Origin of the sequence: Chryseobacterium herbae (genome assembly GCF_025154075.1) — a bacterium.
GTDB lineage: Bacteria > Bacteroidota > Bacteroidia > Flavobacteriales > Weeksellaceae > Chryseobacterium > Chryseobacterium herbae.
In genome coordinates this window covers 205,623-221,305 of record NZ_JAOAMU010000002.1, presented here as the reverse complement: position 1 = coordinate 221,305, position 15,683 = coordinate 205,623, and the positions used below count along the sequence as shown (strand labels likewise).

Genomic DNA, 15,683 nt, shown 5'->3' with positions numbered 1-15,683 from the left:
TTGAAACACCCCAGAGAAACCATTCCCTATGAAATATGTATTAAGCCTTTGTGCACTGATATTTTTATTTTCGTGCACGACACAAAAAACGGAATCAAAATATTCCAAAATTGAATATCAGGCAGGTGCATGTTTTGGATCCTGCCCTATTTTCACGATGACCATCAATCCAGACAGGACGGCCATACTGGAAGCCGAGCATTTTAATTTTTCTAAAGATTTTTCTAAAGGTGAATTTTCAAAACCAAGGGAAGGAACTTTTAAAGCCGTAATTAAAGAATCTGATTACAACAAACTCGTTTCTTTACTGAACGATCTTGATGTTAAAAACCTTCAGGATAAGTACGGATCAAGAAATATCACAGATCTTTCCACTTCATATCTGAGGATTAATTTTACGGATGGAACTTCCAAAAATGTAGAAGACTACGGCAAAAGAGGAAGTGAAAAGCTGAGAAAAGTCTATCTCTTCATTGAAGACCTGAGACATAACCAGCAGTGGACAAAACTAAAATGATCCGCTTAAAAATATTTAGACTACCTTTGTACCATATAATTCCTTCACATTGAGGGAATTTTATTTTAAATTAAAAAAACAGTTCATTTGAATTTTACAGACCTAAACTTAATAGAACCTATTGCTAAAGCAATTGAAGAACAGGGATATACGAATCCCACGCCCATTCAGGAGAGATCTATCCCTGAAATCTTAAAAGGCAGCGACTTTTTAGGGTGTGCACAGACAGGAACAGGAAAAACAGCGGCGTTTGCTATTCCTATCCTACAGAATTTATCAAAGAATAAGACCAAAAATAATCATATAAAGGCCCTGATCTTAACGCCGACAAGAGAACTTGCCATCCAGATCGAGGAAAACATTAATGCATACGGAAAATATCTTCCGCTAAAACAACTCGTTATTTTCGGAGGTGTAAAGCAGGGAAATCAGGAAGCTGCCCTGAGAAAAGGCATCGATATTCTGGTAGCAACTCCCGGAAGACTTCTCGATTTTATCGCTCAGGGGATCATCAGCTTAAAGAACATTGAGATCTTTGTTCTTGACGAAGCTGACAGAATGCTTGACATGGGCTTTGTGCATGACGTAAAAAGAGTGATCAAACTTCTTCCACAGAGAAGACAGACATTATTCTTTTCTGCAACCATGCCTTCTGAAATCCAGAAACTGGCAGACTCTATCCTGAATAATCCTGTAAAAGTAGAAGTAACTCCGGTTTCTTCCACTGCAGAAACGATCAAGCAGGCAGTTTATTTTGTAGATAAAGATAACAAACTGAACCTTCTTTCTCATATTCTGGAGAACGAGATCGCTGATTCTGTACTGGTATTTTCCAGAACGAAACACGGTGCCGACAAAATTGCAAGAAAACTTCAGAAAGATAATATCTCAGCAGAAGCCATTCACGGGAATAAATCTCAGAATGCAAGACAGAATGCCCTGAGTAATTTTAAGTCCGGAAAAACAAGGATTCTGGTCGCTACAGACATTGCTGCAAGAGGTATTGACATTGATGAACTGAAATATGTGATCAATTTCGAACTTTCCGACGTTTCCGAAACGTATGTTCACAGAATCGGAAGAACGGGAAGAGCCGGTGCTGAAGGATCTTCTATCTCTTTTGTAGACAGTCTGGATCTTTTAAACTTAAGAAATACAGAGAAACTGATCGGGAAGAAAATTCCTGTGGTAAAGGATCATCCTTTCCATACCGAAAATCTGATCGCACAGAAAAGAGATTCCAACAACAAGCCTATGGCCGCTGGTGGTGACAGAAGACCAAGGTCTCCGAAACCCCAGAATAACAATAATAAGCCAGCTGGCAGCGCTCCTACAGGAACCAAGAAACCTAAGAATAAGAATTTCACCAGAAAAAAATAAATCATAAGTTATTTTACGATCAAATATTCTGTATTGGGTGTAGAAACAAAATAACAAATAGGCTATCTGAATCAGATAGCCTATTTTTCTATAAAATGATATACTACTATTGTTTAATAAATTTATGGGTAAGTTTTTCTTTCCCGCCGTCCACAGAAAGGATATAAGCACCTGCCGGGATACGTGAGATATCGATTTTATTAACACCTTCAGCTGCTTTCTGAGTAAGAACCTGTTTTCCTGAAGCATCAAAAACATTCAACATTAATGATTGGTCTCCTTTAGCTTTAAGACGTACATTAATTTCGTTTTTAGCGGGATTCGGATATACACTCATCAGATTAGCTGCAGTTGCTTCTATTAAAGAATTTTTAATCTCAGAAGATTTTAAAACCGCTGCAACAGGATTAGCTTTACCGGTCACAATCAAAGTATAATTCTGCGAGCCTCCGGTTAATGTTCCTTTATGTGTAATAGTCACTGCATATTGTCCTGCAGGAAGTACTCCGGCATCTACACGTTCAAAGTTATCACTGTTGTTATCCTGCTTGGCATTGGCAGATCTTGAAGTAAGAGTCCACGGATAATAGGTACTTGCATTAGAGCTGCTTACAATACGAAGATCAAGATCATTAACCAGTCTCTTTGTGGTACTGTTAAGATGTGAAGCAGAGGTTTGTATAGCTCCGGCACGATCATACCATGAAATGGATGCCTTTATAGGAGTAACTCCATCAGAATTGATATAAACTGTTTCCTTAGCCCCACCTGCCAGACTTTTGTCTGAAATTAGAGCGATTGTATTACGATTGTTGATGGTTTCAGCCATAGTTTTCGCATTCAACAGTCCCCATCCGAAATTGACATCCGGACCAGCTGCTCCTGCATCATCTGCAGTATGAAGGGCAAGACCTTTTAATGCTGCTCCAAGCATATAACTTCCGGTTACGTTTTTGAAATGCTGATTAACTAAAATTAAAGTTCCGGTAACATTGGGAGAAGCCATTGAAGTACCAGTCATTGATTCATAAGCTATTTGGGAAGAAGCTGTGCAGGAATAAACACTTGTTCCATTTCCGGTAATATCCGGTTTGATGCGTAAATCGTCAGTAGGACCCTGGCTACTGGAAGAGTTAATAGATACTGATGTTAACTTTCCATTACTATCGATCGAGGCATCCTGGGCATTAGCCACTACAACTGCATTTTTTGATGTGGCAGTGTCACTAAGATTATCAAAAGCAGTTGAAGATCCACCTAGTGCACTGGCATTATAACCGCTTGAACCACTATTTCCAGCCGCCTTACATATTACATAATAGGGTGCATTAAAAAGAATTTCATCCACTTTGGCTGACTCCGTAATATAAGCCCCGAAATTCCAGTCCTCCACAAGATCAGGTCTGTACCCATAAGAATGATTGGAAATTAAAAGCCCCTGAGAAGCAGCTGTACTTATTTCAGACAGGTCATTATTCCAATCATATGTTTTAATAGTAACCCTAGGAGCCATTCCCTTTGCCGTCGCTTTTACTCCGGCTGCCCCTATAGTTCCTGACACGTGGGTAGCGTGCCTATTATTCATTGTATTGCTATTTTGCGTTGCATTATCTCCAATGGTTACCCGACCGCCAAATTCCTGATGGCCAATATTGACACCGCCGCCATCCCAGACATTGGCAGTCATATTTTCTCCGGCAAGACTAAGGCCCAAGCTGCCTCCCTGATGTAAATGATTGGCTCTTGTTGATTTTGCAGCAGCCGTATTGCTATTGGTATAGTAAATGGGGTTCCCATTGACTATTTTCATCAATTCAGACATAGAGCCATCCTTGTTCTCGATAATTACAGGAATGTTATTCTTCTTAGCGAATAGAAGAGCTTCCCTTTTTTCGCTTTTAAACCGTATTTCACTCTCTTTTGCCATCCTTCCAAGTTCGGAGACATTGGTTTTTTCCACGATTAGGGCAAGTTCTTCACGGGTTTGGGCATTCGTGACTGCAACGCCGGCAGCCATGACAGCACCTAACAAAATAATTCTTTTTTTCATAATAAGTTGAATAGTTTGTGTTTACTTATACTTCACATTGAACAGATTTTATTTTATGTAAAGCTTTATTTTCGATCTGTTTCAAAGATATTATTTAAAGTAAATCTTCAGCGATTCCCTGACAGCGATTAACAACAATTAATTATCAAAAAACTGAATACCAAATAGTTGAAAATAAAAAAGTTAACAATAAAATATCTCAACCATGTGAGTTTACTATTTAAAAACAGCTGTTATACAAATTATTTTTCATGCTAAGCTGGCAGTTCAATAAGATTCTTGAATACAACCTGAAGATTCCAGATTAAGACATGTTTGGGAGTGAAACAGGATTCAAAATAATATAAATTCGTTATTCAATGCGGTGGATAGTAGAATTTTCTATCAATACAGTCGGTTTTGATAGTTTTTTTAGTACGTAAAGAAATAGCGGAGTTTTTAAAGTTTTAGCAGCCTCCAAATACCTGGAAAGCTGTACTGCATTTCCGGCATTGACTTTACGTGAAAATTTATTCGTGAATTAGAATTAATTAAGCTTTTTCGACTTCTTTCCGAACTGAAAAGCAATAAGCAATAATGCTGAAAGGAAGGCATGCCGCCAGATACGTGGTTGAAAAAAGGTTATCCTGAAAGCCCAATCCAAAAACCAGATACTTTTCCAATACAAAACCTACCATCGTTAAAAAAACAATGCATGCTGAAAAATAGAATACATCATTTATTTTTCTGACATAAAACGATGCCAACACAGCTGCTGCAAGAAAAACCAGCATAACAAATTTATTGCTCTGCCCCTGAAGAGTCAGTGGGTTGTACTTTATAATGTAATCCAGATCTTTAGCTGGAAAAAAAACGGTCAATAACAATATAGCTACGGTTAGCAGAAAGACTGCCACTGTTTTTATTTTACGTTTTGTATCTGTTGCTAAAAAAGGTTTCAACAAGAAAATAATCAGTGGAATAACGGCTACACTACGGGTCAGAAATAAAATACCGAGGCATATCCCCAAAAGTACCGGTTTCTGAAAATAATTATCTTTAAACTTACTATGCCAGAAAAGGATAAATGCCGCTGCGAAAATAAAAGAAGAAATAAAATCACTTTTGCAGACTGCTTCATAAATGTAGGAAAGGGACATTCCCAACATCAATATCGCTGTGAACCTGATCAGGTTACTTTTAAATTCCAACATAACAGCGTAAGAAAACAATAGAAAAGCACCTACCTGAAGATAGCCGACATTTCCCAAAAGATAGGCAGGAAGAGCCAGCAAAAGCTGACCGGGAAGATAAGAGGATAAATTCCCCATGAAATTACGGGTATCATAAATATATTTCCCGTGAATCCAGTAATCTAACGAAAAATCCAGCGTCTGCCATCGGTCTATATTCAACTGAAACGGATCTTTTAAGATATGGCATAAAGCAATATACCCCACTCCTAAAATACCCGTTAACAGATAGATGAATTTTACATTGATTTTTTTGGACAACAGTTCATTTTTTATCAGAAAAAACAAAAAAAGATGGACTGCAACAAAGGCAACAACCAAAATACTGAGCGGAACAATTGACTGCCGGATGCCGTATTTGGTCAGGAATAAAAAATTAATCACAAAATAGACTGCAAATAGCATGAAACTGCTTGCCGCGCCGTTTTTCGTATAAGTTAAAATTCTATCCATCTGAAATTCTTAGTTTCCAAAAATTCTTACTGCGTTTTCCGTCGTAATTCTGTCGATTTCTGTAAAGTCTTTGCCGTAGATATTGACCAGTTTTCCGGCTACCAGATCAAGGTAAGAGCTTTCATTTCTTTTTCCTCTGTGTGGAACCGGAGCAAGGTAAGGTGAATCCGTTTCCAGAACGATTTTATCCAAAGGAATTTCATTCAGAAACTGATCAATTTTTCCGTTTTTAAAGGTCACTACACCTCCTATTCCCAATATGAAATTGAGATCAATGGCGTGTTTCGCCTGTTCCAGATCTCCTGAAAAACAATGAAAAATACCTCGAAGTTTCGGATGTTTCTTTCTTTCTAGCACTTCGAATGTTTCATCAAAGCTTTCTCTTGTATGGATGACGATCGGAAGGTCTTTTTCGATGGCCCAGTCGATTTGCTGTTCAAAAGCTTTAACCTGAATATCCAGTGTCGTTTTGTCCCAGTAAAGGTCGATCCCAATTTCTCCTATCGCAGGAAAATCTCTTTCGTCCAGGTAGTTTTTAACGGTTTCAAGTTCTTTTTCCCAGGATTCCGGCTTTACATAACATGGATGAAGCCCCATCATGGAAATGATCTGCCCTGGATATTCTGTTTCCAGCTGAAGCATTTTTCCGTGGGATTCGGAATCGATAGCAGGAAGATAAAACTTCGTGATTCCTTTGTCTACTGCCCTTTGAATGGCTTCTTTTCTGTCTTCATCAAATTCTTCTGCGTATAAATGGGTATGTGTATCAATCATTTTTTTAAAATTTTAACAGATCTTCATAAGGGTTTTCCAGTTCCATCAGCAGGCCGAAAGCCGGCTCTGTCTTTATTCCCTGTTTCTTCAGTTCTATTATTTCATGTTTAAAATCTTCTCCTTTTTCCTGTAATATTCTGTATTCTGCCACCATATGACGGTAAGCATTCTGTTCAATGGAAGGCGTATTTTGTCCGAAAATCTCTATGGGAAATTCTTCAAGCATAAAGTTCAGGACGATGCTTTTTTCTCCGCGTACCACAATATTTTCAACTTTTACATCTGTATCTCCCGGCATTAATCGCCTCATAGCGATTTCATCTAAAAAGTCTTCTTCACATTCAAGATCTACTTCGCAAATAATATCCAGATCACTGCTTTCGATATCAATTTCAATGGGAATTGTTCCCGCCAGAACTGGAGAATAGTCTTTTAATTTTTCAAAAACCTGATATTTTTTCAGGACATCATAGGCTCTTTTCTGTCTTTCATTGCCCGATTTCAGGTATTCAATATTAGTAAAATCAATCATTTAAAAATATTTTGTGTCTTACTTTTTCGCGCTGAGCTTCAATTCTTGCATCAAGCTTTTCCCTGAATTCAATATATTTCGGGTCCTTATCGTCTTCTGTTTTATGTTCCAGTGCTTTATTGATCTTAAAACTTTCCTTGATAAAACTTTTCGTCATATCAGAAAAACAGGCTTCCCCGAACTTATCAAAGATGTAATTGACAGCCTGTGAAGTCGGATGAATCAGATCTTCCTTGTAAAAACGGTAATCGCGCAGATCATCCATTAAGATCTCATAAACGGGAAGATAATGGCAGTTTTCAAGCTGTAAAATCGCTTCATGTACGGCTGTGATCAGTTTGGATTTGCTCAGTTGGTTCTCAATCATTCCATCTTTGGTGTGGCGGACCGGAGAAACAGTAAACAGGATCTGTACATCGTCGCGGCAGATATCTTTCAGGTTTAAAACCGTATTATATATGGAATCTGTAAGTTCCTGATGCGAAAGCAGTCTTTTTTCAAAGAACTTCTGCGGAATTTTGTGACAATTGGCGGCCAGTTTTTTCTTTGGAATGAATTCATAAATAAATGAAGTTCCATAGGTGATGATTACCCAGCCTGCATCCTGCAGAAAGCGGTTTCCCACTTCTATCCCTGCATTGATTTTATCAAGCGTCTGGTGGATATATCTTCTGTCGAAGCTGCTGTGATGATCCAGAGAGATAAATTCATCGTTAAATGTGATCAGCTCATCTTCGGTATAAAACTCCGAATCATGAAGCCTTTTGACCGCATTACTGATCGAAAAAGGATTAAAGATAGTTCCAAAAGGATTATTGACTGTCTGAAGCTGTCCCTGGCCCAATAAATCTGTCATTTCTGAAGCAAAACATGATCCTATTGAAAATATTTTATCTTCAACATCAATCTTTTTTTCCGATGGGGGAATGTCTACTTCGGTTCTGAATTTCATTGTATTAGGTAGCAGATAGCAGATAGCAGGTGGCAGGTGATAATCCATGGACTATGAGACCTGCAACCTGCTACCTATCACCTACGATCTTATTAGCTTTCTCTTCTCAACAGGTAATTGGCCAGTTCGGCAAAAGGTTTTTTCTTGTCTTCCGGGATATTGATCTTCTCCAGATAGCTCTGCCCGATCTCGTTGTGTTTTTGGATCAGACGTAATGCTTTCTCATCAACTTTCGTTCTTCTGAAGATCTTTTCTACGCCGTATACCTTATCAATATTATCGGTCTTTTTACCATACCAGTGATCCAATTCTTTTCTTTCTTCGTCTGTCCCATGTTCTCTCGCTAAAAGGTACAGAATGGTTTTTTTGTTCTCGTAAATATCTCCGGCATGTTTCTTCCCAAACTGAGCCTGGTCTCCGAATACATCAAGATAATCATCCATGATCTGGAATGCGATACCGATATGTTTTCCGAAATTGAAAATAGCTTTGGCATCTTTAAAATTAGCTCTTGCAATAAGCGCTCCTATTTCAAATGAAGATGCACTCAGAACTCCTGTTTTGTACGTAATCATTCTGATGTAGTCATCATACGTTACGTCCTCCTGAGTTTCAAAATTGATGTCATACTGCTGTCCTTCGCAAAGAAGAAGTCCGGTATGGGTAAATATTCTGATGCATGCCTTGAAAATTTCAGGTTCAAGATCTTCAAAAAATTTATACGCTTTTAGCATCAGTCCGTCTCCGGAAAGAATCCCTACATTAATTCCGTGCAGGGTATGGATGGTAGGTTTATTTCTTCTTAAGGGTGCCTCATCCATAATATCATCATGGATCAGGGTGAAATTATGGAAAAATTCGATTGCCAATGCCGGTTTTATCGCCTGTTTAAGATCTCCGCCGAACAGGTCGCACGCCATTAGTACCATAATGGGACGAAGACGTTTTCCGCCATGGGAAATGATGTAGTTCATCGGATCATAAAGTTCTGCAGGCTTGTCTTTAAAAGTATACTTCGTAATGGCTTCAGCAACGATCTGCTGGTATCTGTCTAAAAATTCCATAAAATCTTATAATTTGAACAAAAATACAATTTTTCGAGGCTTTATAAAACAAAAAACTTTGCCCCGAAGGACAAAGTTTATATTATATATTTCAACTTTAAAATTAAGTTAAAAACGTTACAGCAAGATAAGTAATCGCAGCAACAATTGCCGAAATAGGAATTGTTAATACCCAAGCCCAAAGAAGACTTACGGTAATTCCCCATCTCACGGCAGAAATTCTCTTCGTTAATCCTACTCCGATGATAGAACCGGTGATGGTATGCGTTGTAGATACAGGAATACCAAAATGGTCAGTAATGAACAAAGTGATTGCTCCTGCTGTCTCAGCACTTACTCCTTCCAGTGAAGTTACTTTTGTAATCTTAGTTCCCATTGTTTTGATGATTTTCCAACCACCACTCATAGTACCCAATGCAATGGCAATGAAAGAAACCAAAGGAACCCAAATATAATGCTGGGCAAAATAATCAAAACGGGCTGCAGATTCAATACTAAGATAAACAGGATCCTTAAGCATATTGACGTGATAGTAGATCATCGCTGCTCCAATAATACCCATTACTTTCTGTGCATCATTCAAACCATGTCCTAAACTGAACAAAGCTGAAGACACCAACTGTAGTCTCTTAAATGATTTATCTGCTTTATACGGATTTGATCTTTTATAAAGATGAACAATAATTAAAGTGATAATAATTGAAATAATCATCCCAATAATCGGAGCCATAAAAATGAACAGGAAAATAGGAATCACTTTATCAAATTTAACAACACTTTGCTGGGCAACCTGAGAGCAGGCTGCTTTAATAGTCTCCCATGTTCCTAAATCAGGGTGAGTAGCCACAACTTCGTGATAATCCATCATAAAAGCATGCATCAGGGCAGCTCCTAAAAATCCACCGATCAAAGTATGTGATGATGATGATGGAATTCCAAACCACCATGTTAAAAGATTCCAAGCTATCGCAGCGATAAGACCGGAAAATATTACTTCTAATGTAATAAAGTTCTCATTGACCGTTTTGGCAATTGTATTACCAATTTTAAATTCTCCAATAATATAAGCAGCGATAAAGAAAGCTGCAAAATTCCAAAGAGCCGCCCAAAGTACAGCCTGAAAAGGGCTTAAAACCTTTGTAGATACAATGGTGGCAATGGAGTTGGCTGCATCATGAAAACCATTAATATAATCGAAAATTAAAGCTAAGGCAATAATAACCGTAAGTAAAATCGGAAATTCCATTTCTGTTAGTTATAATTGTTTAAGCGTATTTAATCATGATGTTCTCAATCGTGTTGGCAACATCCTCAGCTTTGTCAGTTACTATTTCAAGATAATTAAGTACAGATGAGATTTTGATAATGTTGATGGCATCATTGGTCTCAAATAAATCTACCATTGAATTGGAAAGCAGGTCATCTGCGATGTTTTCAATAGAATTTACTTTGATACAAGCTTCTTTTACCTGATCCATATTCTTAAATCCTTTAAGATTTTTCATGGCATTCTGAATCTCAAGACATGCCTTGTTAATCAGGAGTGAGAAATCTGAATATGCTTTCATCTCAGGCGATTTGTATAAGAAGATGTATTTTGTGGAAGCGTAGATGTAATCAGCGATATCATCAAGGCCGGTTGCCAGGGTGTGAATATCTTCACGGTCGAACGGCGTAATGAAGTTTTTTCCTAGTTCAATGAAAATTTCATGTGTAAGCTCATCATTTTTGTGTTCATAGTCGCTCATTCTTTTTAACATCGTGTCGTCGTTAAGATCGAAATCTCTGATCCCGTTGTTAAAGTCTTCAGACATTGCCACTAAATTCTCCGTTACTTTTTCAAAAAGCACAAAGAAGATTTTATCTTTTGGTTGAAAAGCGTGGAAAATATTACCAATTCCCATTTTTATGTATTTATAATTTGCTGCAAATTTCCTAAAAAAGGATTTGCCCTGAAACTATATGACATTAAGTTTTGTTAACATACGATTAACACCTGATTATCAAACAAAAAAACCGGCTAAAAGCCGGTTTGTATAGTGTAGAATGAGTATTAATTTGCTTCTTCAGCTCTCATATCTTTTCCTTTGAATTTCATTGATGCAATATTATTCAAAAGCTCTCCTTTAAATGATTTTTCAATTTCAAAGAAAGAGAATTTCTCTAAAATTTCAATATCACCAATTTCTGCTCTTTTCTTGCTACCTCCAGCTGGTGAAGTCGCTTTATTAATAATATCCAAAACATCAAGTTTTTTCAATTGATCTTTTTTTCCTAGGTTGAAGAAGAATCTTACCATGTTTTCATTCTTTCTTCTAGGTTTTCCGCCACGTTCTCTTCCGCCATCTCTGCTTCCTCTTACGTCACGATCTCCACGGTCACGATCTCTTCCTCTGCTGTCTCTATCTCTATCGCGTCCTCTGTCTCTTCTTGAATAGTCATCATCTCTGCTGCTCAGTTTCTGCTCAGCAAGGTCATGCTTATCTTTGTAGTAAAGAGCAAGATCTTTCAATTGGAACTGTAGTAATTTATGTACCAGCTCTTCTTTGGTGAACGCACTCAAATCAGGGATTAAGCTATCATTGAATTCAAAGATATCTTCTTCGTGTTCTGTAAATAATTTTTCAAAAACACCTCCCACCTGAGCTTTGATAATATCATCACCCGTTGGAATAAATTTCTCAACGATATCAATTTTCGTTGTAGATTTTATTTGCTTTAATTTTCTGCTTTCTTCAGGCTTGATCAAAGAGATTGAAATACCATCTTTCCCTGCTCTACCTGTTCTTCCGCTTCTGTGTACAAAAACTTCAGGATCATCCGGTAAAGAGTAGTGAATAACGTGAGTCAATGAATCTACATCCAATCCTCTTGCTGCAACGTCAGTCGCTACAAGAATATCGATGTTTTTCAGTCTGAATTTCTTCATTACTGTATCTCTCTGCGCCTGAGAAAGATCCCCGTGAAGGGCATCTGCCGCATAACCGTTCTGCATTAAGAAATCAGCAACCTCCTGAGTTTCCATTCTTGTTCTACAGAAAAGAATAGAATACTGGTTCGGGTTCGCATCAATCAATCGCTTAAGAGCTTCTTTTTTCTGACGGTATCCTACTACGTAATATTCGTGTTTGATATTCTTCTTAACCTCGTTAATAGAACCCACAGAAATACGGTGAGGATTGGTAAGATAATTTTTAGAAATTCTCTCCACTTCTTTATTCATCGTTGCCGAGAATAAGAAAGTTTGCTTTGTATCCGGTGTTTCTCTAAGAATTGTTTCCAACTCGTCTTTGAAACCCATAGAAAGCATTTCATCAGCTTCGTCTAAAACTAACCAATGAATCGCAGAAAAATCAAGTGCTTTTCTGTTGATAAGGTCGATTACTCTTCCCGGAGTACCCACAATAATCTGTGGCTTGTCCTTTAAAGAACGAATCTGATCCATAATACTGCTTCCACCGTAAACCGCTGTGGTTTTGATGTCTTTCATGTACTTGGAATAATTTTTTATGTCTTTAGAAATCTGAAGACATAATTCCCGTGTCGGACAAAGCACCAAAAATTGGATTTTGCGACTCGTTTCGTCAATCATATCCAAAATCGGAAGCGAAAACGCTGCTGTTTTGCCTGTCCCTGTCTGCGCAAGTGCGATCAAATCGCGAATATCTGAAAGAATGAAAGGGATAGTCTGTTTTTGGATTTCTGTCGGGCTTTCGTAACCCAGTTCGCCAACTGCCTTAAGGATATCAGGACTTAAATTGGACTCCGTAAATAAATTCATTAAATATTTTAAAATTTTTGCAAATATACAACAAATATTTGACTTGTTTTTGAATAAAGTTCTAAATATGTAAAGTTTAATTCAGAATCCTTTAATATATTTTTAATTTTTAAAAAATTAAATCCAAAAAAATGGCCTTTGCGTTAAAAACATGTTAAACATTATTTTTTTTTATTAAATTGGATTGATTTTTTCTGTATTATTTATGAATTTTCAAAAATAGGATCATCGAATGTAAATTTTTCTTTTTATTACCATGATTTGTTATCGCCGAAATATTCCAGTATCCATGGTGGCATTCCGAGATTTTCTAATCCTTTAAGAATGTTCGATTTACTATCATTTTGAACCTTATTCAAAGTTACAATTATTTTTCTCGGATTCTACACTAAATTCCTTTTTTCATCAGATTACAGCTTTATTTTTTCGTATTTTTAAGATTTAACATGCCATTCTGGTTGATCAAAAATAAAAATACACCCGCTTAATTCTTGGTCAGCCTGAGTTTATTTTTTAACTTGGTTAAATAAAATCACACCCTTCCCCACACTAAACTTTCAAAAATATGAGTATCATAAAGCCCGAAACTTTTACATTCTTAAAAGACCTGACCAACAATAACAACCGTGAGTGGTTTACAGAAAATAAAAACCTTTACACAGAATCTCAGGGAAACGTCATCTCTTTTCTCGATGAACTGATCAAAGAAATGGCTGAATTCGATGAAGAATTAGGTAAGCTTGACGGTAAAAAAGCATTGTTCAGAATTTATAGGGACACTAGATTTTCAAAAGATAAGATCCCGTATAAAACCAATTTCGGAGCCTCTTTAGGGATGGGAAAAGGCAGTCAGAAAGGTGGCTACTATCTTCATATGGAACCTGGAAAATCTTTTCTTGCCGGTGGTATTTATATGCCTGAATCTTCCGTTCTGAAAGAAGTAAGAAAGGAAATCTCATTATATGGAGACGATTTTCTGAAAATCATCAATCAGAAGGACTTTAAGAAACATTTCCCGGAGCTTGATCAGGATGATCAACTGAAAAAAATTCCTCAGGGGTTTGAAAAGGAAGATCCGATGGGAGACTATTTAAAGCTGAAAAACTTTATTGTGGTTTATAACCTGAAAGATGAGGAAGTTATGGATAAAAATGCAGCGAAAAATATAACGAAGATTTTTAAACTGATGAAGCCTTTCAATGATTTCCTGAATACGCCTTTTATTTAAAACATTCACTAATAAAAGTGCTATATAGGCTTTATTTCACGCAAAGAAAAACAAAGAATTGATTTTAATTTCTTTAAAATAAGGTAGACAAAGGCGTTTCACTTATTTCCGAAATACAGGATTTTTATTAAAATAAGAACCTCTAAATTTTTGAGGATTTCACAATTTATTTGTTTTACTTTTTTAAATGAAATGCCTTTGTTTATCTTTATTAAAATTGTTTCATTTCAAAAGAACTTTGTCTACCCTTGCGATTATTAAACATTTAACTATATCAACGTATCAGCACAAAGCCTATTTTTTGCCTGTTATTTAGATTAATATTTTATCCTAAATTTAAAGTGTATTTCTTTATTGCTATTTACCACACAAAGGTTGATTTTTTGAATGTAAAATTTTAAGATTGCAAAGAGAAATCAATTGGCATTGATTCGAGTAAGTGAGCGTGTTAGAGAACCGTCAAATCAGCTTAGCTTAGCCTAAAGTTTTACAAAAAAAGAATCTGCGCAATCCGTGAAATCTGCGGGAGGTTTTTTCTCACAATTTTCACGAATTACACAGATGTTTATATTTTATTTGCAGTAAAGAACTGCTGTTTTTTTCTTTTTAGAACGTCATCACATCCTTTACGACTCCATTCTTTTGAGTATGCTGAAGTAATTCGGTTTCGATAAAAGTTTTGATCTGATCTTCTGATCCGTTGTTCGGGAACAGCAAATGTACATTGGCTCCGGCATCAAGTGTGAAGAATAAGGGAAGACCAGCCTCTCTACGGAAATCCCAGACCTTATTGATGACTTCCATGGTTCCGGTTTTCATCAGGATAAAGGCAGGATCACTCATCATCATCATCGCGTGGAGTGTAAGCGCCTCATGTTCTACCAATTTGATGAAACGTTCCATATCACCGTTTTTTAAGATCTCTTTCATCGGAACAAAATTCTCTCTTGCTTCCTGAAATCTTCTTTCTGCATAAGGATTGGTGTTCATCAGACCATGTCCTACCGTAGAAGAGACACTTTTCTGCCCTTCATGAATCAGTAAAACCCAGTCATTGAAATTTTTAAAGATATCGTGAATTTCAGCATCCGGATATTGTACAGCAAATAAGTCTGAACTTCCTTCCACCTCATCGGAAGTTCCCCAGACCACCAAGCCGTTGTATAAGCTTCTGCAGGCGCTTCCGCTTCCTAATCTTGCCAGAAACGAAGCTTTTCTTAATGATTCCTCTTCAGAAAGTTCATTGGAAAAAATTCCATCCAGCTTCATCAGGCATTTTGCAATAGCTCCGAATCCTGAAGCAGAACTCGCGATCCCGGAACTGTGCGGAAATGTATTTTCTGTTCTGATGATGTATTTTCCTTTCAGAATCCATGGAAGATACTCTTCGATATTTTTGAAGTATTTTTCAATTTTTTCGGCAAATTTCACCTCTTCATTTCCTGCTAAAAAAGTCTGTACCGAGAAAGGTTCATCCGCCAAAAATTCCATAGAAGTATTGGTTTTACAATGATTCAGCGTATAACTGATGCTCGGGTTGGCAGGGATCTGGTTTTCATATTTACCCCAGTATTTGATCAGGGCAATATTGGACGGACAGCTGTCTGAAACTATCTGAGTATGGATGGTGAAATTTTGTTTTCCTAGAAATTCTTGTGTTGTCATAGTCTGATTTAAAATAATAAAACTCTTTTATTGAACCACAAAAGGAACTTTACTC

The 15,683-nt window shown here is 37.0% G+C and carries 13 protein-coding genes; 3 read left to right on the top strand and 10 right to left on the bottom strand.

Annotation, left to right across the window (positions count from 1 at the left end; all coding sequences use genetic code 11):
- The first annotated feature begins 28 nt into the window (after window positions 1-28).
- Complete coding sequence (locus N0B48_RS07200) at window positions 29-517, top strand: DUF6438 domain-containing protein (protein ID WP_259837870.1); 489 nt, start codon at window positions 29-31, stop codon at window positions 515-517.
- Window positions 518-604: 87 nt separating this feature from the next.
- On the top strand, window positions 605-1,897 hold the full coding sequence (locus N0B48_RS07195; protein WP_259837869.1) for a DEAD/DEAH box helicase: 1,293 nt from the start codon (window positions 605-607) through the stop codon (window positions 1,895-1,897).
- 106 nt (window positions 1,898-2,003) lie between these two features.
- On the opposite strand, the gene N0B48_RS07190 is transcribed toward N0B48_RS07195, so the two are convergent.
- The 9 genes from N0B48_RS07190 to N0B48_RS07150 all read right to left on the bottom strand — a co-directional run bounded on the left by N0B48_RS07190 (window position 2,004) and on the right by N0B48_RS07150 (window position 12,735).
- Window positions 2,004-3,947 (bottom strand): S8 family serine peptidase, encoded by a 1,944-nt coding sequence (locus tag N0B48_RS07190; protein WP_259837868.1) that lies wholly within the window; start codon window positions 3,945-3,947, stop codon window positions 2,004-2,006.
- 530 nt (window positions 3,948-4,477) lie between these two features.
- On the bottom strand, window positions 4,478-5,632 hold the full coding sequence (locus tag N0B48_RS07185; protein ID WP_259837867.1) for a hypothetical protein: 1,155 nt from the start codon (window positions 5,630-5,632) through the stop codon (window positions 4,478-4,480).
- Between the two features lie 9 nt (window positions 5,633-5,641).
- On the bottom strand, window positions 5,642-6,406 hold the full coding sequence (locus tag N0B48_RS07180; RefSeq protein WP_047453653.1) for a TatD family hydrolase: 765 nt from the start codon (window positions 6,404-6,406) through the stop codon (window positions 5,642-5,644).
- Window positions 6,407-6,410: 4 nt separating this feature from the next.
- A complete protein-coding gene (locus N0B48_RS07175; protein WP_259837866.1) occupies window positions 6,411-6,938 on the bottom strand; it encodes a DUF4269 domain-containing protein in 528 nt (175 codons plus the stop codon).
- Entirely contained in the window at window positions 6,931-7,890 is a 960-nt protein-coding gene (locus N0B48_RS07170) for a GSCFA domain-containing protein (RefSeq protein ID WP_259837865.1), read from the bottom strand. The genes N0B48_RS07175 and N0B48_RS07170 overlap by 8 nt, the downstream gene beginning before the upstream one ends.
- Before the next feature lie 92 nt (window positions 7,891-7,982).
- Window positions 7,983-8,954 carry a polyprenyl synthetase family protein gene (locus N0B48_RS07165; protein WP_259837864.1) on the bottom strand — a complete coding sequence of 324 codons (972 nt, stop codon included), beginning with the start codon at window positions 8,952-8,954 and terminating at the stop codon, window positions 7,983-7,985.
- A gap of 103 nt (window positions 8,955-9,057) precedes the next feature.
- Window positions 9,058-10,200, bottom strand: coding sequence for an inorganic phosphate transporter (locus N0B48_RS07160; protein ID WP_259837863.1), 1,143 nt, complete (start codon window positions 10,198-10,200; stop codon window positions 9,058-9,060).
- A 19-nt stretch (window positions 10,201-10,219) separates the two neighbouring features.
- Entirely contained in the window at window positions 10,220-10,858 is a 639-nt protein-coding gene (locus N0B48_RS07155; protein WP_259837862.1) for a DUF47 domain-containing protein, read from the bottom strand.
- 149 nt (window positions 10,859-11,007) lie between these two features.
- On the bottom strand, window positions 11,008-12,735 hold the full coding sequence (locus N0B48_RS07150) for a DEAD/DEAH box helicase (RefSeq protein ID WP_259837861.1): 1,728 nt from the start codon (window positions 12,733-12,735) through the stop codon (window positions 11,008-11,010).
- 565 nt (window positions 12,736-13,300) lie between these two features.
- Between N0B48_RS07150 and N0B48_RS07145 the strand changes: the two genes are divergently transcribed.
- The gene (locus N0B48_RS07145) at window positions 13,301-13,963 is read left to right on the top strand and encodes a DUF2461 domain-containing protein (RefSeq protein WP_259837860.1); all 663 of its coding nucleotides are present in this window, start codon (window positions 13,301-13,303) and stop codon (window positions 13,961-13,963) included.
- Between the two features lie 606 nt (window positions 13,964-14,569).
- Here the strand turns inward: N0B48_RS07145 and N0B48_RS07140 are convergent.
- The gene (locus tag N0B48_RS07140; RefSeq protein ID WP_259837859.1) at window positions 14,570-15,628 is read right to left on the bottom strand and encodes a diphosphomevalonate decarboxylase; all 1,059 of its coding nucleotides are present in this window, start codon (window positions 15,626-15,628) and stop codon (window positions 14,570-14,572) included.
- Between the last annotated feature and the right edge of the window lie 55 nt (window positions 15,629-15,683).

Coding starts and splice junctions, on each gene's coding strand:
- N0B48_RS07200 (WP_259837870.1), top strand. CDS start 29: ATGAAATATGTATTAAGCCTTTGTGCACTGATATTTTTATTTTCGTGC.
- N0B48_RS07190 (WP_259837868.1), bottom strand. CDS start 3,947: ATGAAAAAAAGAATTATTTTGTTAGGTGCTGTCATGGCTGCCGGCGTT.
- N0B48_RS07185 (WP_259837867.1), bottom strand. CDS start 5,632: ATGGATAGAATTTTAACTTATACGAAAAACGGCGCGGCAAGCAGTTTC.
- N0B48_RS07180 (WP_047453653.1), bottom strand. CDS start 6,406: ATGATTGATACACATACCCATTTATACGCAGAAGAATTTGATGAAGAC.
- N0B48_RS07175 (WP_259837866.1), bottom strand. CDS start 6,938: ATGATTGATTTTACTAATATTGAATACCTGAAATCGGGCAATGAAAGA.
- N0B48_RS07170 (WP_259837865.1), bottom strand. CDS start 7,890: ATGAAATTCAGAACCGAAGTAGACATTCCCCCATCGGAAAAAAAGATT.
- N0B48_RS07165 (WP_259837864.1), bottom strand. CDS start 8,954: ATGGAATTTTTAGACAGATACCAGCAGATCGTTGCTGAAGCCATTACG.
- N0B48_RS07160 (WP_259837863.1), bottom strand. CDS start 10,200: ATGGAATTTCCGATTTTACTTACGGTTATTATTGCCTTAGCTTTAATT.
- N0B48_RS07155 (WP_259837862.1), bottom strand. CDS start 10,858: ATGGGAATTGGTAATATTTTCCACGCTTTTCAACCAAAAGATAAAATC.
- N0B48_RS07150 (WP_259837861.1), bottom strand. CDS start 12,735: ATGAATTTATTTACGGAGTCCAATTTAAGTCCTGATATCCTTAAGGCA.
- N0B48_RS07145 (WP_259837860.1), top strand. CDS start 13,301: ATGAGTATCATAAAGCCCGAAACTTTTACATTCTTAAAAGACCTGACC.
- N0B48_RS07140 (WP_259837859.1), bottom strand. CDS start 15,628: ATGACAACACAAGAATTTCTAGGAAAACAAAATTTCACCATCCATACT.